The sequence below is a fragment of the Labilibaculum euxinicum genome (assembly GCF_963678175.1).
Classification (GTDB): domain Bacteria; phylum Bacteroidota; class Bacteroidia; order Bacteroidales; family Marinifilaceae; genus Labilibaculum; species Labilibaculum euxinus.
The window spans coordinates 5020917-5039578 of record NZ_OY782756.1; the positions used below are offsets into that span (position 1 = coordinate 5020917).

At 35.9% G+C, this 18662-nt stretch carries 12 protein-coding genes; 4 read left to right on the forward strand and 8 right to left on the reverse strand.

The genetic code is table 11. The annotated features are described in order from the left end of the window. Positions 1-11 precede the first annotated feature (11 nt). From ACY0M5_RS19880 to ACY0M5_RS19890, 3 genes are all read left to right on the forward strand, one after another. A complete protein-coding gene (locus ACY0M5_RS19880) occupies positions 12-878 on the forward strand; it encodes a DMT family transporter (protein ID WP_461630352.1) in 867 nt (288 codons plus the stop codon). 1 nt (position 879) lies between these two features. Continuing rightward, complete coding sequence (gene lnt, locus ACY0M5_RS19885; RefSeq protein WP_461630353.1) at positions 880-2403, forward strand: apolipoprotein N-acyltransferase; 1524 nt, start codon at positions 880-882, stop codon at positions 2401-2403. A gap of 69 nt (positions 2404-2472) precedes the next feature. Then, positions 2473-3519 carry a hypothetical protein gene (locus ACY0M5_RS19890; RefSeq protein WP_461630354.1) on the forward strand — a complete coding sequence of 349 codons (1047 nt, stop codon included), beginning with the start codon at positions 2473-2475 and terminating at the stop codon, positions 3517-3519. Between the two features lie 413 nt (positions 3520-3932). Here ACY0M5_RS19890 and ACY0M5_RS19895 read toward each other — a convergent pair whose 3' ends face one another. The 3 genes from ACY0M5_RS19895 to ACY0M5_RS19905 are packed head-to-tail and all read right to left on the reverse strand — an operon-like array spanning position 3933 to position 7087. After that, the gene (locus ACY0M5_RS19895) at positions 3933-5366 is read right to left on the reverse strand and encodes a nucleoside recognition domain-containing protein (RefSeq protein ID WP_461630355.1); all 1434 of its coding nucleotides are present in this window, start codon (positions 5364-5366) and stop codon (positions 3933-3935) included. A gap of 13 nt (positions 5367-5379) precedes the next feature. After that, on the reverse strand, positions 5380-6171 hold the full coding sequence (locus ACY0M5_RS19900) for a FeoB small GTPase domain-containing protein (RefSeq protein ID WP_197092596.1): 792 nt from the start codon (positions 6169-6171) through the stop codon (positions 5380-5382). After that, the gene (locus ACY0M5_RS19905; RefSeq protein ID WP_160463437.1) at positions 6164-7087 is read right to left on the reverse strand and encodes a metal-dependent transcriptional regulator; all 924 of its coding nucleotides are present in this window, start codon (positions 7085-7087) and stop codon (positions 6164-6166) included. The genes ACY0M5_RS19900 and ACY0M5_RS19905 overlap by 8 nt, the downstream gene beginning before the upstream one ends. Positions 7088-7881: 794 nt before the next feature. Between ACY0M5_RS19905 and ACY0M5_RS19910 the strand changes: the two genes are divergently transcribed. Further along, positions 7882-10677, forward strand: a complete 2796-nt coding sequence (locus ACY0M5_RS19910; protein WP_461630356.1) for a hybrid sensor histidine kinase/response regulator transcription factor — start codon at positions 7882-7884, stop codon at positions 10675-10677. A 170-nt stretch (positions 10678-10847) separates the two neighbouring features. Here ACY0M5_RS19910 and ACY0M5_RS19915 read toward each other — a convergent pair whose 3' ends face one another. From ACY0M5_RS19915 to ACY0M5_RS19935, 5 genes are all read right to left on the reverse strand, one after another. Further along, the gene (locus ACY0M5_RS19915) at positions 10848-12407 is read right to left on the reverse strand and encodes a glycoside hydrolase family 32 protein (protein WP_461630357.1); all 1560 of its coding nucleotides are present in this window, start codon (positions 12405-12407) and stop codon (positions 10848-10850) included. Positions 12408-12627: 220 nt separating this feature from the next. Continuing rightward, positions 12628-14205, reverse strand: a complete 1578-nt coding sequence (locus ACY0M5_RS19920) for a glycoside hydrolase domain-containing protein (protein WP_461630358.1) — start codon at positions 14203-14205, stop codon at positions 12628-12630. A gap of 52 nt (positions 14206-14257) precedes the next feature. Beyond that, positions 14258-15385 carry a hypothetical protein gene (locus tag ACY0M5_RS19925; protein ID WP_461630359.1) on the reverse strand — a complete coding sequence of 376 codons (1128 nt, stop codon included), beginning with the start codon at positions 15383-15385 and terminating at the stop codon, positions 14258-14260. A gap of 21 nt (positions 15386-15406) precedes the next feature. Then, positions 15407-16849: a GH32 C-terminal domain-containing protein gene (locus tag ACY0M5_RS19930; RefSeq protein WP_461630360.1), complete on the reverse strand. Its 1443-nt coding sequence runs from the start codon at positions 16847-16849 to the stop codon at positions 15407-15409. A 105-nt stretch (positions 16850-16954) separates the two neighbouring features. Then, positions 16955-18649 (reverse strand): RagB/SusD family nutrient uptake outer membrane protein, encoded by a 1695-nt coding sequence (locus ACY0M5_RS19935; protein WP_461630361.1) that lies wholly within the window; start codon positions 18647-18649, stop codon positions 16955-16957. Between the last annotated feature and the right edge of the window lie 13 nt (positions 18650-18662).

Consider the following 18662-nt stretch of genomic DNA (forward strand, 5'->3'; position numbering starts at 1 on the left):
ACCCCAAGATAATGATACTGCCCCCAAAATATAACAATTGGATATTACTGATTTTGGTTTCTTTTATTTGGGGAAGTCCATATATTTTGAGGGAGATTGCATTGGAAAGCTTTAGCCACAATCAAGTGGCTGCTTTTCAGGTGTTTTTTTCATTCCTGCTATTTATTCCTCTGATTATTAAAAACATCAGAAAACTTTCGAAAGAAAACATACTTCCGTTACTACTTTCAGGAATCACAGGAAATATTGGCCCGGCCTACTTTTTCGCCAAAGCGCAAACCCAAATCAACTCTTCGGTGGCAGGCATGCTAAATGCCATGCTGCCTATGGTTACATTGCTGATTGCCATCCTTTTTTTTAAAGCAGGTACGAATAAAAAAGTGCTGGTCGGAATTTTACTGGGATTTGCAGGAACACTTATCATTAGTTTTTCCGGAGATTCTTTCGGATCGTCGTATTTCTGGGGTGTCTTTTTCGTGTTTATGGCCATTTTATCGGTAGCCATCAGCATAAACATTGTCAGTTTTTCATTGCCTAAACTTACCGGAACCGAAATAGCCTCTCTGGCATTTCTATTTGTTGGCCCCATGGCTGGAATTTTTCTGGCTTTCACCGATTTAAGTTCACCTTTGGCATCTGAAAGCTTATCGAAAAGTGCATTAATGCTTGGTTTGCTGGCTGTATTAACTTTCGCAGGAGTTATTCTATACAATCAGCTCATCAAAAAATCCTCGCATGTTTTTGCAGCATCAATAGCCTATATTATTCCCATTATTGCCATCTTTTGGGGCATTGTAATTGGCGGGGATCATATTTCGATTGCTCAAACCGCATCCATATTTATTATCTTAGTTGGAGTTCATCTAACTCATCGATAACGTGAAAAAAAACATATTATTTGCCATTGCATCAGGTCTTTTGCTGGGCATGCCTTTTTGCATACCACAACTTTTTCCGATCATTTTTTTTGCATGGATTCCTCTTTTATGGCTGGAGGAAAAAACAATCAATCACCACAATCCTTACACACTTTTCAACTATGCTTTTCTGAGTTTTTTAGTGTGGAACATTCTGGCATATTGGTGGGTGGGCAAAGCTCAAATCACAGGCGTAATCCTCATCATACTTATTAACTCTCTTTTGCTTGCTCTGATTTTCTGGCTGATTAGCCGATCGAGAAAGCACTTGAAAATTTCCATTCTCTTTCCCTTTCTACTTATTTGGCTGGGCTTTGAATATTTCGATACCTGGTGGGATTTAGCCTGGCCCTGGTTGAATTTGGGAAATGCTTTTGCTTCAGCACCGAAATGGATACAATGGTACGATATTACAGGAACGCGTGGTGGAAGTTTATGGGTGATTTTAATCAATCTCGGATTCTTTTCTCTGATAAAAAATCAAAAAAAGAACATCGCTTTTAGATCTATTGGAATGTTTCTTTTAATTGGTATTCCTCTTCTCTACTCTATTTTTCTGTATCACCAAAAGGAAAATGGAATCGGAACCAAAAGCTTCGCACTAATCCAGCCAAATTTAGATCCGTACAACGAAAAATTTGTTCCTGAAAATGAAGAAAAACACTTTGCGGATTTTATGACCACAGCAGATTCGGTATGCGGTATTCACCATCCCGATTTTTTATTGGCGCCGGAAACCGTAATTTTAAAATATATCGATGAAAATAATCCAAGACAATCTTACAACTATTTACGATTACTCGATTTAAAAAAGAAATATCCTAAAACGAAAATACTAATTGGTACTCACAGCAAAATTGAATCAGAATCATTCAATTCAGCATTATTTTTAACCGATACCATAAGACCTCAATTTTACCACAAAACAAAGCTTGTTCCTTTATTTGAGAGAGTGCCGTTCGATAAATACCTGAGCTTTTTAAAAGACTATTCGATTGAAATTGGAGGATACCAGGGAACCTATAGCAGCAGGAATGATATTGACTATTTCATATCTGATTCCATAGCATTAGTGCCGGTAGTTTGCTTCGAATCAATTTTTGGAGATTACTGTGCACAAAGAGTTCCTGAGATCCCCGGCTTTCTTTGCATGATTACCAATGACGGATGGTGGAAAACAACTCCGGGATACAAACATCATTTCAATTTTAGTAGATTAAGGGCCATTGAAACACGCAGAGACTATATTCGGGTTGCCAACAATGGAATTTCAGCTTACATCAACTCAAAAGGCACAATTATTGCAAAGAGTACATGGTGGAAAAAAGAGGTGCTGACCAGCAGGTTAAAATTACGGGAAAATAAAACCTTTTACTCCGAACATGGAGATTTCATTGGAAGGGTTTGTCTGTTTATAGCCACTCTTTTATTAATCTTTGTTAAAATTCGTATTGCAACACAATCTAATACTTCAGGAAGTAGTTAAATATTTTACATTTACGATCAGATTAAACATTGTTAAACAATTAATTTTAAAATAATAAATACAAATACTATGAGACGATTACTATTTGCACTTTTTAGCATCTGCTTTTTTGTTGGATCAGCAAATGCAGTAACCAAACACAAAAAAATTGAGAAGACGTTTAAAGCCGGAGAAAACCTTAAAATTGAATCGAAATACAGTAAAATTCAGATTAAACACTGGGACAATCCTGAAATTAAATTCGAGGTACTTATTAGTGTAGAGGGGTCGGATGATGAGAAAACAAAAAGGATGACCGATGATATCAATATCGATTTTACGGAAGGAGAAGCTCAATTATCTGCAGAAACCGTATTTGGAGATTTTTTCTCACTAAAAAAACTCACCAATTCTCTTTTTAACAAGGGAGAAATAAAGATCAGTTACACCGTTCAGTTACCTTCCAACGTGAACTTAGAAATTATCCAAAAAGATGGAGATGTTTTTATGGATAGTCATGATGGCAACCTAATTCTTGATTTGACAAATGGAAACTTTACTGCCGCGAGCTTACATGGTGAAAACAGCTTTACAATTACCGGATGTACTTTTAAAGTTGAACAACTAAGTGATTCCAAATTAAACGTAGCCAACTCTAAAGTAAGTATCGAAAATACCGGCAAATTAACCGGTGAGAGCCGCGATTCTGAATTTACGATTGGTGTTGCCGATAACATTGGCATGACTTCTGCCCGCGATAAATTCGACATTAAAGAATTGGAATACCTGTACGGATCATCAAACTTCAGCAAAATTGAAATTAGCCAATTGGGAGGTGAAGTTGATTTTGATCTAAAATTTGGACACATCAATATCTTCAATATCAACAATATGTTTTCATTTATTAAAATAGACTCGAAATACGGAGATGTTGGCCTTAGTTTTATGGAAGGTGCTCAAATTGATTATGAAATCAATCACAAGTCAGTAAAATTCGATAATTCGAAAGACTTCATCTTATCGAACAAAGAAACTGCTGATAGAAAGACTTTTGTAGCAAAAGGCCGTGTCGGCGATAAAAAAGCCTTTTCTAAACTAAATATCAGAGCAAATAACTGCAAGATTAGATTGCAGTAAACATCACCTGAAAAGGAAAATCAGAAAACAAAAAAAGAAGAGGATGTTTCAAATGAAATTTTAAGACTCTGAGATTTTAATATTTGAAAATATTCTCGAATAGGTATATAAAAAGAGGCTGTTTCGTAATTATGAGACAGCCTCTTTGTATTTAAATAGTCTTGGCTGGAAAAGTCCAAATACTGCGTTATACCAAATTAACGTAAAATTGATCTCATAAAATAATGCTTATAGAATCAAGTCATACCCTGACAAGAACGGACTTTATATAGTCAGAGCATGACAAGCTGATATTTTAAGCAGAATTTTGAAATTAAACTGGTATTACACTTGTTTTGAAAACTGTCATTTCCAAAAACTTAAAAAAAACCTGATTTCCTGCATACACTAAATAACAGGAATACAGTTTCGTTTTACACAAAAAATAAATACCAGATTTGTGTGGTGAAAAAACAAACCATAAAACCTAACACAATAGGCAGAAAGGTTGAAACCATTGTCCATTTCACACTCCTTGTTTCCTTAAAAATGGTATAAATTGTAGTTGAACATGGGTTATGCAACAAACTAAAAAGCATCAAGTTCAATCCGGTAAGTAAAGTCCATCCTCCTGCATGAAGAATGTTTGCAGTATCGCCTACTGAGTTGAGTTCAAATATTACACCTGTTCCTGCTCCCACACCGTTAGCTCCGGTAATAAGAACTGTTAACATCAGTATTGTAGGAATTACAATTTCATTAGCAGGTATAGCAATGATATAAGCGAGCAAAATAACGCCGTTAAGGCCAAAAACAAATGCAAATGGATTGGACCACTGAATAAAATATTCTGCCAGACTTAGTTCTCCAATATGTACATTAGCCACCAACCAAATTACAATTCCGGCAGGCACAGCAAAAATAACAGCACGCCAAAGAACAATAATGGTACGATCAATCAACGAGGTGTAGAGTGTTTGCCAAATTCTTGGCGGACGGTATGGTGGTAATTCAAGGCTAAAAGCCGACGCTTCCCCCCTCAGAACTGATTTGCTTAATCCCCACGAAACAACCAAACTGAAAAAGATTCCCAAAACAGCGATACCAACCACTGCTCCAGCAGAAACAACACTTGCCAATTGTGCTGGCACAAGTCCACCAATAAAAATAGAAGCTATTAGTATTTGGGTAGGCCATCGTCCGTTGCATAAGGAAAAATTATTCGTAATAATGGCTATTAATCGTTCCCGGGGACTATCTATTACCCTTGCAGCAATTACCCCGGCAGCATTACAACCAAATCCCATACTCATGGTTAATGCCTGTTTGCCATGTGCACCAGCCTTACGAAAAAGACTATCCATGTTAAATGCCACCCTTGGCAAATAACCAAGGTCTTCAAGCAAAGTGAAAAGTGGAAAAAATATCGCCATAGGAGGCAGCATCACAGCAATCACCCAAGCCATTGCAAGGTAAGCTCCGTCGATTAAAACACCATCGAGCCACCAAGGCATATGAATGGAAGCCGCTGCGCCTTTTAAGATCGGGTGCATATAATCAATTAAGAATGAGGCTAACAAGCCGGAAGGATAATTGGCTCCTGTTACAGTTAGCCAAAAAACCAAAGCCAACAACAAAAACATGATCGGAAAACCAAGCCATCTGCTTGTTACAATTTTATCAATTCTCAAATCCAGAGCATATGCTGCTTTTTCTCCTTTCTGCTTCACCGCTTTTCTGGCAATTCGAGAAGCATCTTCATAAATGGATTCAATAACGGTATCATGAAGATCAATCCCAAGATCCCATCGGGCTTTATTGGCCTCTGATAATATATTTTCTCTTTCTTTTAAATGAGTATCATTCATCGCTTTACTAAATTTAGAGTTGAACAGTTGAATCACCGGCATTTATACTTCCCAGTTCGCCCGATTGAACTGCTTCAATAATACTATTATCACCTTCGAGTAATCGCAAAGCAACCCAATTCAAATTAGGAAGATTAGGAAACTGTTCTGCAAGTTTTGATGCTAAGCTTGAAATGGCATTATTAAGCTTAATTGAACGGCTTTTAATTTTATGTGGTTTGCAAACATACTTTCCTGCTGCCACTTCTTCGATAGCAGCTAGAAGTTCTTTCATACCCTCTTTTCTACGTGCAGACGCAGGAATAACGGGTATCCCCAATTCCTTTGATAAAGCTCTTTCATCAATTTCGATGTTATTGCGTTTGGCTTCGTCCATTAAGTTAAGGCAAAGCACTGCCCGATCTGTAATTTCGAGTATTTGCAATGCCAGATTCAAGTTTCGCTCCAGCCGCGTTGCATCAACAACAATTACAGTTACATCAGGTTGCCCGAACAAAATAAAATTACGCGCCACCTCTTCATCTGTACTTGTTGAGAGCAGTGAATAGGTACCTGGCAAATCGACCACTTTGTAACGTTTCTCGTTGTATATAAAACCGCCCTCAGCCCGGCTTACCGTTTTTCCCGGCCAGTTGCCCGTATGCTGATGCAATCCTGTAAGGTTATTAAAAACAGTACTTTTCCCCGTATTTGGATTGCCTGCCATCGTTATTACATAATCAACCTGTTCCATATTTAACCCAAGTTTAATCAGGTTTTCTTTGTTGTGAACAGGGCAATTGTCACAATTATTTGAGTTACTCATTTGTGTCATTTTTTTTGTGGACAAAAATTAAATCAGCTTGTGTTTTTCTGATTCCGATTGTTGCTCCCATTACCCGGTATCCAATCGGATCACCGGAAGCGCTTTTCATTTCTGCTGATACCAAACTACCTGCTACCACTCCTAAATCCATCAGTCTTCTTCGCTGTTGTCCTCTGCAATTGGGTGAAATTCCGGCAATTTCAGCTTTTTCTCCTATGGCCAGAGATGACAACAATTCGTATTTTGGAGCTAAGGGTACAGTTCCCGACAGCAATTCAACAGTTATCTGGGAAGCAAAAAGTGGAGTTAAAGTACATTCATCTCCATTGGCAATAAAAGTGGTTTTTCCTTTATCTACATCTGTTACATAGACTTGCATGCCAGGATATAATCCTTCTACCACCAATTGCTCATAAATACTTCGTGGTTCATCTTCGATGTGAATAATCCGGCCAGTCACACCTTTTTTTAGGTTACTTAGTAGTTTCCCTTTAGGTTCAGGCAATTCCCCGTCAATTGAAGGTATAGGATCTCCATGCGGATCAAATACAGGATTGCCCATTTGGGCAGCCAATTTTTCCGTATCTTCCTGTGTAACAAAATGCTCTATACGATCGGCCTCGTTATGCCAATCAGCTTGAGCTACACTTGTTTCATCGGCAAGATACCTTTCCCATATACGATGTACCCGAATTACCCGAAGTGAATAAGATCTTCCGGTATCTGTTAAAGATATGGTGTTATCATCCATAGTTACCAAACCCAAAACAAGCAGACGCTCAATCAGTTGACTTGCGCTATCATCTGAAATATTCAGATTGCCCGCAATACTATTCATATTGCATAAATTCTTGTTGTACTCACAATCAAACAAGTACTTAAGGGCATCTTCCAATTGAACCCTTTGATTGTTCATTTTTATCTTTGAAAAAAGGGCTATCAATCCTTTTTTGGGCCAGAAAATCCAAAAAAAGATTAATACAACCACGACTCCAAAGAAAAACAATATACCTGATTGTATACCTACTGTTAATAATGTAATCATCTATTCTTTCTTTAACTTTTTTATACTTAATGGTTGCTGGATATTCTTTACTCCAGCTTTGAAAAAAAACTCTCTCATTTTTAATAAAATGTGGCTTTAAAATAAGCCCCAGATCTTTGTTTCCTCATCTAAAGTAATTCTCTTATATGATTAGTCCAAGTTAAACTTTGAATTTATTAGCAGACAATTATACTACCTTCAAAGACCCTTTAAACAATATATAAATATCACATTGAAATTAGTATACAAAATTCAAGAAGATTATATCCTGCTAAAAAAGAACTCCTCTACTTGAATGGAAGTTCATTTCTTAAAGAAAAAAATACCATATACTTGAGTAAGAGTCTGTTTTCAGAAAAAAAAAGACCATCTATTTAGGGTGAAACTCAATTCCATATCAAAAAAACAATTGGTTCATTAGCTGAAAGATTTCCGAATAAAAAGAAGTTTAATGCTTCAAATTTTATTCCGTTGATTGTCAATAATTCCAACGCGCCGACTTACCATACAGAAATGATGAAAACAAGTTGAAATAAACTGCCGGTATCAACCAAAAGGGTACCTAAGAAGCTTTTCTAATTTCTTTGGCTGGAAACTGTAAATATTCTTTAATTTTTCATGTTTCGTACTACTACACAAAACCTTTTTTGAGTAAATTTGAAACTATGACTGTTACAAGAAAAAAATACTCCCTATTACTCATTATTTTCATTTTAGTATTCTCCGATAAGGGATTTTCAGAGGATCAATTCAAAATCGGTTTTTCGCAATGTACATCGGTAGACAGCTGGCGAAAAGCGATGCAAAGTGAAATGCAAAATGAATTGATTCTATTTCAAAATATGGAATTAGTAATAACCGATGCACATGACAATAATGAAAACCAAATTAGGGATATTAGGGAACTAGTTAAAAGCGGCATTGATTTACTAATCGTTTCTCCCAACGAATCGGCTCCAATAACTCATATTGTTGAGGAAGTTTTTCGCAAGGGAATTCCAGTAATTGTTCTCGATCGAAAAATTGAAAGTGAAAACTATACAGCTCAAATTAGCGCCGACAATTATTTGATTGGGAGGGAGGCTGGAAAATATGCTGCCAGATTATTAAATGGCAAAGGTAACATTGCTGAAATTTGGGGACTAAAAGGTTCCAGTCCTGCCATTGAACGACACAAAGGATTCTCTGAAGTCATCAGTAAATATCCTGGTATCAAAATTATTTTCTCTGAAACAGGAGAATGGTTCAAACAGGGTGGTACTAAAATGATGAAGCTAGCCATTGAACAACATGATAATATCGATTTGGTTTTTGCACATAATGATTACATGGCTATTGGCGCGTATGAAGTGCTGCAATCGAAATTTGGCGAACACAGACCCTTTTTACTTGGGATTGATGGCCTGCCAGGGCCAAATGACGGTGTTAATGCTGTAATTCAAAAGAAAATTAATGCTACATTTTTATACCCAACCGGTGGTGCGGAAGCAATACAGTTAGCCTTTAAAATTTTAAATAAAAAACCATTTAAGAAAAATATCATTCTAAAAACAGTTGTTATTGATTCTGACAACGCAGAAATCCAGAAACTGCAAACCGATCAGATTCTTTCCCTTCAGGGAAAAATATCCGCAGCAAAAACCATTCTTGACTCTCAAATTATTAAATACAAAAGTCAGAGAATGTGGCTGATTATTTCGCTTAGTTTTCTTCTTATTGTCATTCTTTTGGCCGTACTCTTGTTTCAAGCATTCAAAAATAAAATTAAAGCCAATCGAAAATTAGAAGAACAAAAAGAACAAATCGAAGATCAACATGAAAGGCTCATTTTGATTTCATCTCAATTGGAAGAAGCAACTCAAACTAAACTAAGATTTTTTACCAATGTTTCGCATGAATTCAGAACTCCTTTAACTCTAATTCTTGGATCTATAGAGAATCTTTTAGATCAAAAAATTAAAGATAAAGAGTCGTATCAACAGTTAAATGTAATGCACAGAAATGCCAATCGACTGCTTCGCTTAATCAATCAGCTGATGGATTTTCGAAAAATGGAGAATGAAAAAATGCAGATGAAGATTTCCAAGAATGATATCAATCAGTTCATTAAGGAGATATCCGATTCGTTTCAAGAATTAGCAAATAAAAAGCACATTAACTATTCATATTTGTCGACCATTCAAAAAGAATACTTGTATTTTGATACAGATAAACTTGATAAAATCCTGTTCAATCTTTTATCGAATGCCTTTAAATTCACGCCCGAACAAGGTGAAATTACAGTTCATTTGGAGAATTCAAATCATGAATTTAATAAAGAGATGAAGGATTGTGTAAAGATTAGCGTAGTTGATTCGGGTTGTGGAATTTCAGAACCGGATCTTAAAAACGTCTTTCAACGATTCTATCAAGCCAAAACCAATGCTTCGTTTCCTGGAACCGGAGTTGGCTTGTCCTTAACCAAAGCTCTGGTTGAATTGCACTCAGGAATTATAAATGTTGAGAGTAGTTTGGGGAAAGGGACAGTATTAACAGTCTATTTGCAGAAGGGTAAATCACATTTTAATGATGCTGATTTAATTTTTGCCGACTCTAAAGAAAAAGATACTTCGAGGCAGATTCCATCAGAATTAGATGAAATGGACTTTATTCCCCAGCTTACTGAGTCAAACGAAGAAGAAAATCCTTCCTTTTTAACCGACAGAGAAATTCGGATTCTTATTGTAGAGGACAACCCGGACGTTTCGGAACATATCGCAGAATCGCTAAAAGGAAACTATAAAATTTTGAGAGCCGAGAATGGAAAACAAGCTTTAAAAGTGATTGAAGCAGAGAATCCGGAATTGATCATTACCGACCTAATGATGCCAGTGATGGATGGATTGGAATTGACAAACATTGTAAAATCAGATTTAAAAACCTGTCACATTCCAATCATCATGCTCACCGCAAAGGCTTCACAAGAACATAAAATTGAAGGGCTGGAAGTTGGTGCTGATTCCTACATTCCAAAACCTTTTAACAGGAAACATTTGCAGGTTAGGGTGCGGAAATTAATCGAAAGCAAAAAAAGAATTCGAATTCATTATCGCGAAAGCATCGATTTCACGGAACAAAACGATGGCATTAACAGATTGGATCAACAGTTTTTGAAGAAAGCTTGCGAAGCCATTGAAACCAATTATCTGAATTACGATTACGGTGTTGAAGAATTGAGCAAGGATATTAATTTATCGAGAGTTCATCTGTACCGTAAAATAAAGAACTTAACCGATTTGTCGGCCAGTGAGTTTATCCGAAATGTAAAGTTGAAAAAAGCCTCATCGCTACTTTTGGAAGGAGAATTAAGTATTTCTCAAATTGCCTATCAAACAGGGTTTGCCAGTCCATCCTATTTCAGCAAGTGTTTTAAAGAAAAATTTAAAATGTCTCCCAAAGAATACATTCAGCAAAAAAAATAAAGCAAAAGCTTACATAGAAAATCAAAATGAATTGATGCCTGATAAAAATAACTGCACATCCTATTTTGGATTAGTTGGCTTTGTTTTTTTCATTAATGTGATTGAGTAATCAAAAAAAATCCGGGCCATACAGACTCCGGATTTTTCCTTATTAAAATAACATCCTTTTTCTACCAAATTGATTTCAATTTGTAGAATTTGGCTTCTTTAACCGAAATTTTATCACCACTACTAACTACATCTATTTTATCAAACTTTTCAGCAGAAAAAAATTGATCTGTCATAACCAACTCTCCATCATTTACAAAAACCTCAATGGAAGATTCATCAATAAGTATCTGTAATTTTATTCCGGTTTTACAACTTATCTTTGCTTTATCAATGCTTGCGAAAACATCTGAGAAGGAAATATTCTTAAGCTTTGTTCTATCAATAGTAAAGCTTTCATTCACTCCGGAATAAAAGGCTTCCAATTCTTCACCTGCCGAATTGCTTAGCTTAACACCAAACTTTTGCGGTTGTTCATCCCATGCTATTTCCAAGTCAATTTCCAAGGGGATGGCCTTAAAAGGAATTGTATTTGTTACATCAAAATTTCCGTTTATATCCTGATTCGGAATGATATAACATTCCTCCCGGATTAATTCCAGCTCTTTAACCGGAACAGAATTTAAATGGTAATTGTTATCCTCTTTTTTAAGAACCAATTCTCTTGGAAAGGTATTCGCACTTCTCCACTTGTAAGTAGGAACCACAGTCGCATATTGCCAATTACTCATCCAACCTATAAACAGCACTCTTCCATCCTCTTCCGGCACATTCGACCAGGTTACTCCTGCATAATTATCTCTTCCATAATCAAGCCATTTGGTATCGTTTCCAATACTGACAAATTCTTTTCCATTAAAATCTCCAACAAAATACTGAGTAGTGCTGCCACCATTAGGTCCTCCGGCACCAATGCTGACAGTTAAAATCCATTTCTCCTCATCGGTTCCTACAACTTTTATTGGAAATAAATCAGGACATTCCCAAACACCGCCATGTGAACCAAATTCTTTTCCAAAATCACTTTCAAAAGTCCAATCAATAAGGTTTGTGGAAGAGTAAAAACTTGTATGATCCTGTACTGCAAGAGTCATGATCCATTTCTTAGTTTCTTTATGCCAAATTACTTTAGGATCTCTGAAATCTCTAATTCCAGGATTTTTTAATACAGGATTCTTTTCATACTTGGTCCATGTTCTTCCTTTGTCTAAGCTATAAGCGATTCCCTGGGATTGAAAATCATTCCGTCCGGCCTTTTCTCCCTCCATATTGTGGTAAGTATAAATAGCAACCATTGCCGGCTTATCTTTTGATCCAAATCCTGAAGTATTTTGATAATCTATCACTGCTGAACCAGAATATATATATCCCAAAGAATCAGGATATAATGCTATTGGCAGATGTTCCCAATGTACTAAATCCTTACTTACAGCATGCCCCCAATGCATTGGTCCCCACACCGAACTTTCGGGGTGATACTGGTAAAACAAGTGATATTCGCCCTCATAATAAACCATTCCGTTTGGATCGTTCATCCAATGGGTTTCAGGCGTAAAATGAAATTGCGGACGATAAGGTTCCTTGTAATTTTTTTCGGAGATATCTAACTTCTCTTTTCTTGTTGAAGTACAAGAGCACCCTAAAAAACTTAATATTATTATCGTTATTATGTATTTTCCCATTTCCAGCATTTTTTATTACTTACCCTTATAATTAAACTTTTAAGATTTAATAGTTAACTTAATACTACATACAAGATCTAAAAGAAATCCAACTGCGGTGTATCCCTTTTCTTTTGAAAAAATATTTTTTCACAAACTATTTATTTAAATACAATTCACATTTTCCGAATCAGTTGAATATATTCCATGAATTACAGCCAACTAAATTAACACTTACACACTAATTTACTGTTTTATAAATAGATAGATCAGAAACTTCGATTTGTCCATCATCCACAAATATTGTCCATGGGTTTTTGTTCATTTTGTATATGCGGTTTGTAAAAGCAACATTATTATTAACATAGACTACACAGATAGATTTCTCAATAACAATTTTGATATCGAAAACATTATCTTCAGGAACAATTAAAGGGGTGAAATTTAATTCATTAGTATATGAACCAGTTGAATAAATGGACTCCTTATAAAGAAATAAAGCCGGCGCTGACCATTTATTAGAAGATGTTAAATCAAAAGTTACAGAATAAACTTCGGACAAATCATCACAAGCTCCAAATGAAAATCCAAATCTGGAAGACTGAGAAGCATCTATACTGAGTTCTATTTTTACAGGAACTGTATTCCGATTAAATAGGCCATAAGATCTTCCATCCTGATATCTCATTAAGTATGTTCCATCTTCCCCCGATACATCACCCTTCGACTTAACCATTAAATAATCTGCCGGAGTATTAAATTTATTGTCTACTCCTTCCGAAATTGTAGTATATAACTTACCACTGGGTTGTTGAACCAGTTTATGCGTTATTAAACTACCTGCCCAATCAAGTTCGTTATTTCCATTAACTTCCTGTCCTGTTGAACACCATCCGGATAGATAACGTTCCGTTCCATTTGAAGCTGTTTTTCCAGCATAAAGATACAGACCATCAAAGGTTTCATGATGACCTTTTTCATCTTCACAACGTTTCCACGGACCATCAGGACTATCAGCTATTCTATAAAATGTTTTTCGATGCTCATCTCTATTAATACGAGAAAACAACAGGTACCATTTATTACCCATTTTAAAAATATCAGGACACTCCAGTATTTCTGCATCCGAATCAAAATCTGTAAGAGGAGCTATTATATTCCAGTTTTCGAGATCAACTGATGCATAACGTGCCAGTATACCTTTTCCATCTTTAACTGCGGTAACCAACATTACATAGGCAGATTTTGTTGGATCATAATACACACAAGGATCTCTAAAGGTATTTTTATCATAGCCATCAGGCGCCTCAAATGTGAATGAAGGAACTTTTGTAAAAGTTCTCATATCGGTTGAAGTAGCCAACATTATTTTTTCTGCAGGGTATAAATTACCATTATGTCCTGTATAAAAACCGTATAATTTCCCTTCTGAATTTTTTATAAAACTTCCTGTTCCTAAATAAGCCTCCTGTGAATTTGATTCTCCGGTGCCTATTGATTGAGTAAGCCCAGAAAAACTGCTGTAGTCTTTAGTTGTAGTACAATAGATTGGATGGTCTGTACCAGCCCCATTTCTCCAATCCTGCAAATAAAACAGGTAACACACATTATCATCCATATTATAATATGGCATTGGATCGCCCACATAACCGTTTTGAGGTTTGTAGAATGTTGAATATGCACCACTTTCAACAACCGACCTACAACTTGTTGTTGTGTCAACTTGCAGAGGTATTACATTCTCAATATTGTTGTCTTTTGAACAACTTGTATTAATCAAGAGAAAAATATACGTAAGTAATAATAGTTGAAATCTCATTTGAATGATTATTTAGCGAACGGAAATAAATTCCGTTCGCTTTGGTTTAATATTATTCCTTTGGATAGGCCTTTAATTCGTCCCAATATATCATGTGAGAAGTGAAAGCTTGGTCATCTACTGTTTCATTTACATGCGGAGCAACCAAGATATTGTTTATAACAGCGGTTCTACTTTCCGGAATTTCAAATATTAATTCCTGCCATTCACCAATTGCTTCCGCAGAATAGAAAACTTTTAACCAATCTTTATTTTGCTCTCCATCCGATTGTATCTCTATCTGTACATCACCGGCTGCTTCTTTTAATACCATTAAACTAATTTTACTATACTCAGCCGGATCAATATCCACTTTATATGTACCCCATAATGCACCACCCGACCATGGCTTTCCTCCATCATCAGTATCTTCCTTATTTCTCATTATTGCAACACATGTTGATGTGGAATTAACAGCATCCCTTTTGGGATTAGCATAGCCGTTATTGATTGTACTGGCAATTGGTGCCCAAATTGGAGATACATCTTCTCCATTGTAAATAACAAGAACAGGTTTAGGAGCTTCTCCCAAGATTACGGTAACCTCATATTTAAACAAAGAACCTAAATAGTCAAGAGTAAAGGTTACTGGGCTTGTAAAATCAACAACAGCCCCTGATTCAGGAGTTAAAGCAGCTCCTTCCGTATATTCAACAATTGGAATTAGAGACGTGATATCGGTACCTTCCGGCAAATAAATTACAATCGTCTTGTTTGTTTTATCAATATCACCTTCTGCCGAACCAATTTTAAAACTTGTAATATCAGCTCTCGCAACATCTACTGATACATCATACTTCCGATATATACTTAGGTTAGTCACTGTATAAGTCACATTAAGCAGATTTCCATTACGATCTGAAAAGTCTACTGGCTCATCACTAGCTGGAGCAATCACCGCACCTTCTCCTAGTGTAATCTGTGGTGTTAAAGCAGTTAAATCTGAACCAGCTGGAAGGATTACTGAAATGGATGAATTTTCCTCATTAATTGTGCCCTCAACACCATTTACCACAAAAGAATGAATATCAACGTCTCCTGAAAAATCAAGAGATGGTGATTCTGTGTCATCACAAGCACTAGATGCCAACATGCATAAAACACACATTGCTACGAATAATTTTTGATATATTTTTTTCATGAAATTAATTTTAGCTTAAACTTAGTTTTGAAAATAAAAATACGATGCTTCAAGAATTTCTATATTTCCTTTCTCAGTGAAAAGAAATATCTGATCAAATTCACTAGAATCTGACACAAGACTTGACAAAACACGTTTTCCCGTTTCCGTATAAAATTCAATAATCCCAGAATCAATAAGAACATTTATTTCTAAAGTAGAATCTCGATGAATGCAAGGCATTTCAACTGCTCTTTTCTTTTCCTCATTTATTGTTGATAATAGAAAGTAATTTTTCCAGAAGTTTTCATATCCAAATACCAAATGTTCTCCATCCTTATTCTTAAACTCTATCCCCAATTTGCCTGGAAAGGAAATTCGAGTCATGTGTTCGGTCTTAAATTTCAATTTTAGATATAAAGGTTCTTTATTTTTCGGTAAATAATCGGATAAATTCATCCTTCCTGAGAGTTTAACTGAATCCAAAATCACCTTTTTATTCTGAGGCTGATTATAGTCCAATTTGGGATACAACTCAATCATTAACTCGTTGTAGATTTCAGTAATATGAACAGTTCGGGGTACTGTATATTTGCTTTCAGACTTATTTTCTCCCTCAACAAATCCAATAAGAATTGGAGCCTTATTTTCTTGAGAAAAAGCTACAGCTCCACAAACATTCTTTCCAAAATCAACAAAATGATGCTGAGTGGTTTCTTCTATAAAATCATTCTCCTCGAAACTTCCAATATAATATTGCATTTCTGGTTCCAATGTCACTTGTTTTCCTGACGAAAAAGTAATCAGGCAATAACTTGATCCATCACCCAAAGGAAATATCACATTATTATTCAGAACCGAATTTTTAGGAAAATGATCTGACCAAAATTCACTTGCATATTCCCAGGAAACAAAATCTTTTGATGAATAAAATTCAACATGATCTCTAACAGAAATACTCATCATCCATTTCTTTTCTGAATCAGACCAAAAAACAGAAGGGTCCTGAGGATTTTCCAACAATGAATTTGGAACCTCTGGTTTTCCCTTGAAAATTGTCCAATTCAAGCCATTATCAAGGCTATATTTCAGAATGGCATCCATTTGGTTGTTTTCATTGTTTTCAATCAACAAGGCAAGCAATGGAACTCCAGCCTTTGTTCCGATAGGAAGACAATGCTGTTTGTCCTGCACAATGGCGACACCCAAAATATTCTCTCCTTTTGGAAATATAGAAGTTTCCTTTTTTTCCCAGATTAACAGATCCTTACTGAATGCATGTGCAATATTTACAGAAGCGCCGCTTGTCTTTTTGTTTTTGTAATAAAGGTGGTAGATTCCAGCTTCATAATATAACAATACCGGTGCATGCAAGATCCCAGATTCCAATCCAAAATGTATTGAATGTATGTTATTTTTCTTTTGTGAAGAAGAACACCCTACAAATAGAATAACAATCCAAATACTTAATATAATGTTTCTCATGATCATCTTGTGTTTCATGCAATAATTAATCTTTACCCAAAATGGTAAATTGATATTGTTGTTTAACCGAAATTTTCGGTTAAACAACAAGTAAATATATCCTGCTTAGTACCCAACATTTTGTTGATACAATCCCTTACTGAAATTGATCTGTTTTTGAGGAATTGGCAAGTATTCATCCCGGCCTTTTGTTACACTGCTGCCTTCGTAATAGCTGATTCGTTCTTTTTCCTTCATAAAATACTTATCCATGGTTTCTTTAGCAATACCCCAGCGTACAAGGTCGAAATAACGGCTTCCTTCCATCGCAAATTCCAAACGACGTTCCCATCGAAGAGCCTTTCTTGCAAAATCCTGAGTCCAGTTACAATTCACACCATCTACATAAATTCCAACTAAATAATTCCCCATATATGATCCATTAGCAAACTTCAACAGTTCAGTACTGGCCTGAGCACGTTCTCTAATTCTGTTAATCAATTCCAAGGCTTCAGCCTGTCTTCCTAATTCTATTAATGCCTCAGCTTTCCACAACATCACATCTGCATATCTAACCAGAATTCTGTTTTTTGAATTACCATAAAATGGATCAATATTTACAAAACAAGGACAATCAGGAGAAACATTTTCCTTTAAAGATGCATGCACACCATACACATCAGGGGAACGATTCCAACTTTCTTCATAAAGAAGGTTTTGATCATATTTCCACATGTGCCCGGGAGTTGCAATGGTATGGTCAATTCGAGGATCAACATTATTGGCCGTAAAATCAAGATTGCTTTGATTGTACGTATCAAACTCTGGCAAACCATCAGCAGAGGTTTTATAAGCATTCACCAAATTCTGACTCGGCTTGTGAAAATCACAACATCCCAATCCCATTGGAACTGCCAACACATCACCAAAATTTAACCGTCCGTGCATAGTTCCATCATCTGTTGAGTACTGAACTGCAAAAATCGATTCCTTTCCATTTTCATAATCTCCAGGTAAAAAATTGTATGCAAAATCCGCTTCCAAATCATATGGTGAATTATTAAGCACCTCATTTGCAAGAGAAACAACCTCCTCTAGTTTACCAGTGTTAATATTGGTCACATTATTATCATCATCCTGCTCGTAAGCCTGATATAATCTTGTTTTGGCCAACATTGCTTGCGCGGCAAACTTGTCAGCTCGTCCAATATCTGTTTTCGATACAGGAAGATTGTCAATTGAAAATTGAAAATCAGCAGCAATCTTTTCCCATAACTCATCGTTTGATAATGCAACATTTGAAATATTCTCATATTCTGAATCAGGAACTGTTTCGTCGATATAAGGAATATACTTAAACATTATTTTTAATTGAAAATATTGATAACCTCTTAGAAATCTCATTTCTCCTTCTCTGACTTTCTTCTCTGGATATTCTTCTTCGGAAAGCAGAGCCAACTGATTTAAAGCCTCGTTTGCACGTGAAATGGCAATGTAATAATTGTACCAAAGCGCATCAAGTTCACCAAAGTTTGGTGTAACATTGGAAAAAGTTTCTATGAAGTGAAAATCTTGAATATCAGCAGGACCTGAACCACCTTTGTAAGCATCGTCAGACCTGACATTTCCAAAAGGCCAAAGACTAAAAGGGTGATCGTAATGGTCATTCCCCAGACTTGAATAAGCTGCAGTAACAAACCCATCTACATTGTCGGCTCCTCCAACCTGATCATCGCCTAACAATGCTTTAGGACCCATGTCAAGTTCATTAGAACAAGAAAGCATTGTCATACAGATTAAAATATAAATTATTCTTTTCATCTTTTCTTATTTT

What these genes read in the sequence shown, in the direction of transcription:
- ACY0M5_RS19935 (WP_461630361.1), bottom strand. Translation starts at nt 18,649, where the DNA reads ATGAAAAGAATAATTTATATTTTAATCTGTATGACAATGCTTTCTTGT.
- ACY0M5_RS19920 (WP_461630358.1), bottom strand. Translation starts at nt 14,205, where the DNA reads ATGAGATTTCAACTATTATTACTTACGTATATTTTTCTCTTGATTAAT.
- ACY0M5_RS19910 (WP_461630356.1), top strand. Translation starts at nt 7,882, where the DNA reads ATGACTGTTACAAGAAAAAAATACTCCCTATTACTCATTATTTTCATT.
- ACY0M5_RS19890 (WP_461630354.1), top strand. Translation starts at nt 2,473, where the DNA reads ATGAGACGATTACTATTTGCACTTTTTAGCATCTGCTTTTTTGTTGGA.
- ACY0M5_RS19905 (WP_160463437.1), bottom strand. Translation starts at nt 7,087, where the DNA reads ATGAACAATCAAAGGGTTCAATTGGAAGATGCCCTTAAGTACTTGTTT.
- ACY0M5_RS19900 (WP_197092596.1), bottom strand. Translation starts at nt 6,171, where the DNA reads ATGAGTAACTCAAATAATTGTGACAATTGCCCTGTTCACAACAAAGAA.
- ACY0M5_RS19930 (WP_461630360.1), bottom strand. Translation starts at nt 16,849, where the DNA reads ATGAGAAACATTATATTAAGTATTTGGATTGTTATTCTATTTGTAGGG.
- ACY0M5_RS19915 (WP_461630357.1), bottom strand. Translation starts at nt 12,407, where the DNA reads ATGGGAAAATACATAATAACGATAATAATATTAAGTTTTTTAGGGTGC.
- ACY0M5_RS19895 (WP_461630355.1), bottom strand. Translation starts at nt 5,366, where the DNA reads ATGAATGATACTCATTTAAAAGAAAGAGAAAATATATTATCAGAGGCC.
- ACY0M5_RS19925 (WP_461630359.1), bottom strand. Translation starts at nt 15,385, where the DNA reads ATGAAAAAAATATATCAAAAATTATTCGTAGCAATGTGTGTTTTATGC.
- ACY0M5_RS19880 (WP_461630352.1), top strand. Translation starts at nt 12, where the DNA reads ATGATACTGCCCCCAAAATATAACAATTGGATATTACTGATTTTGGTT.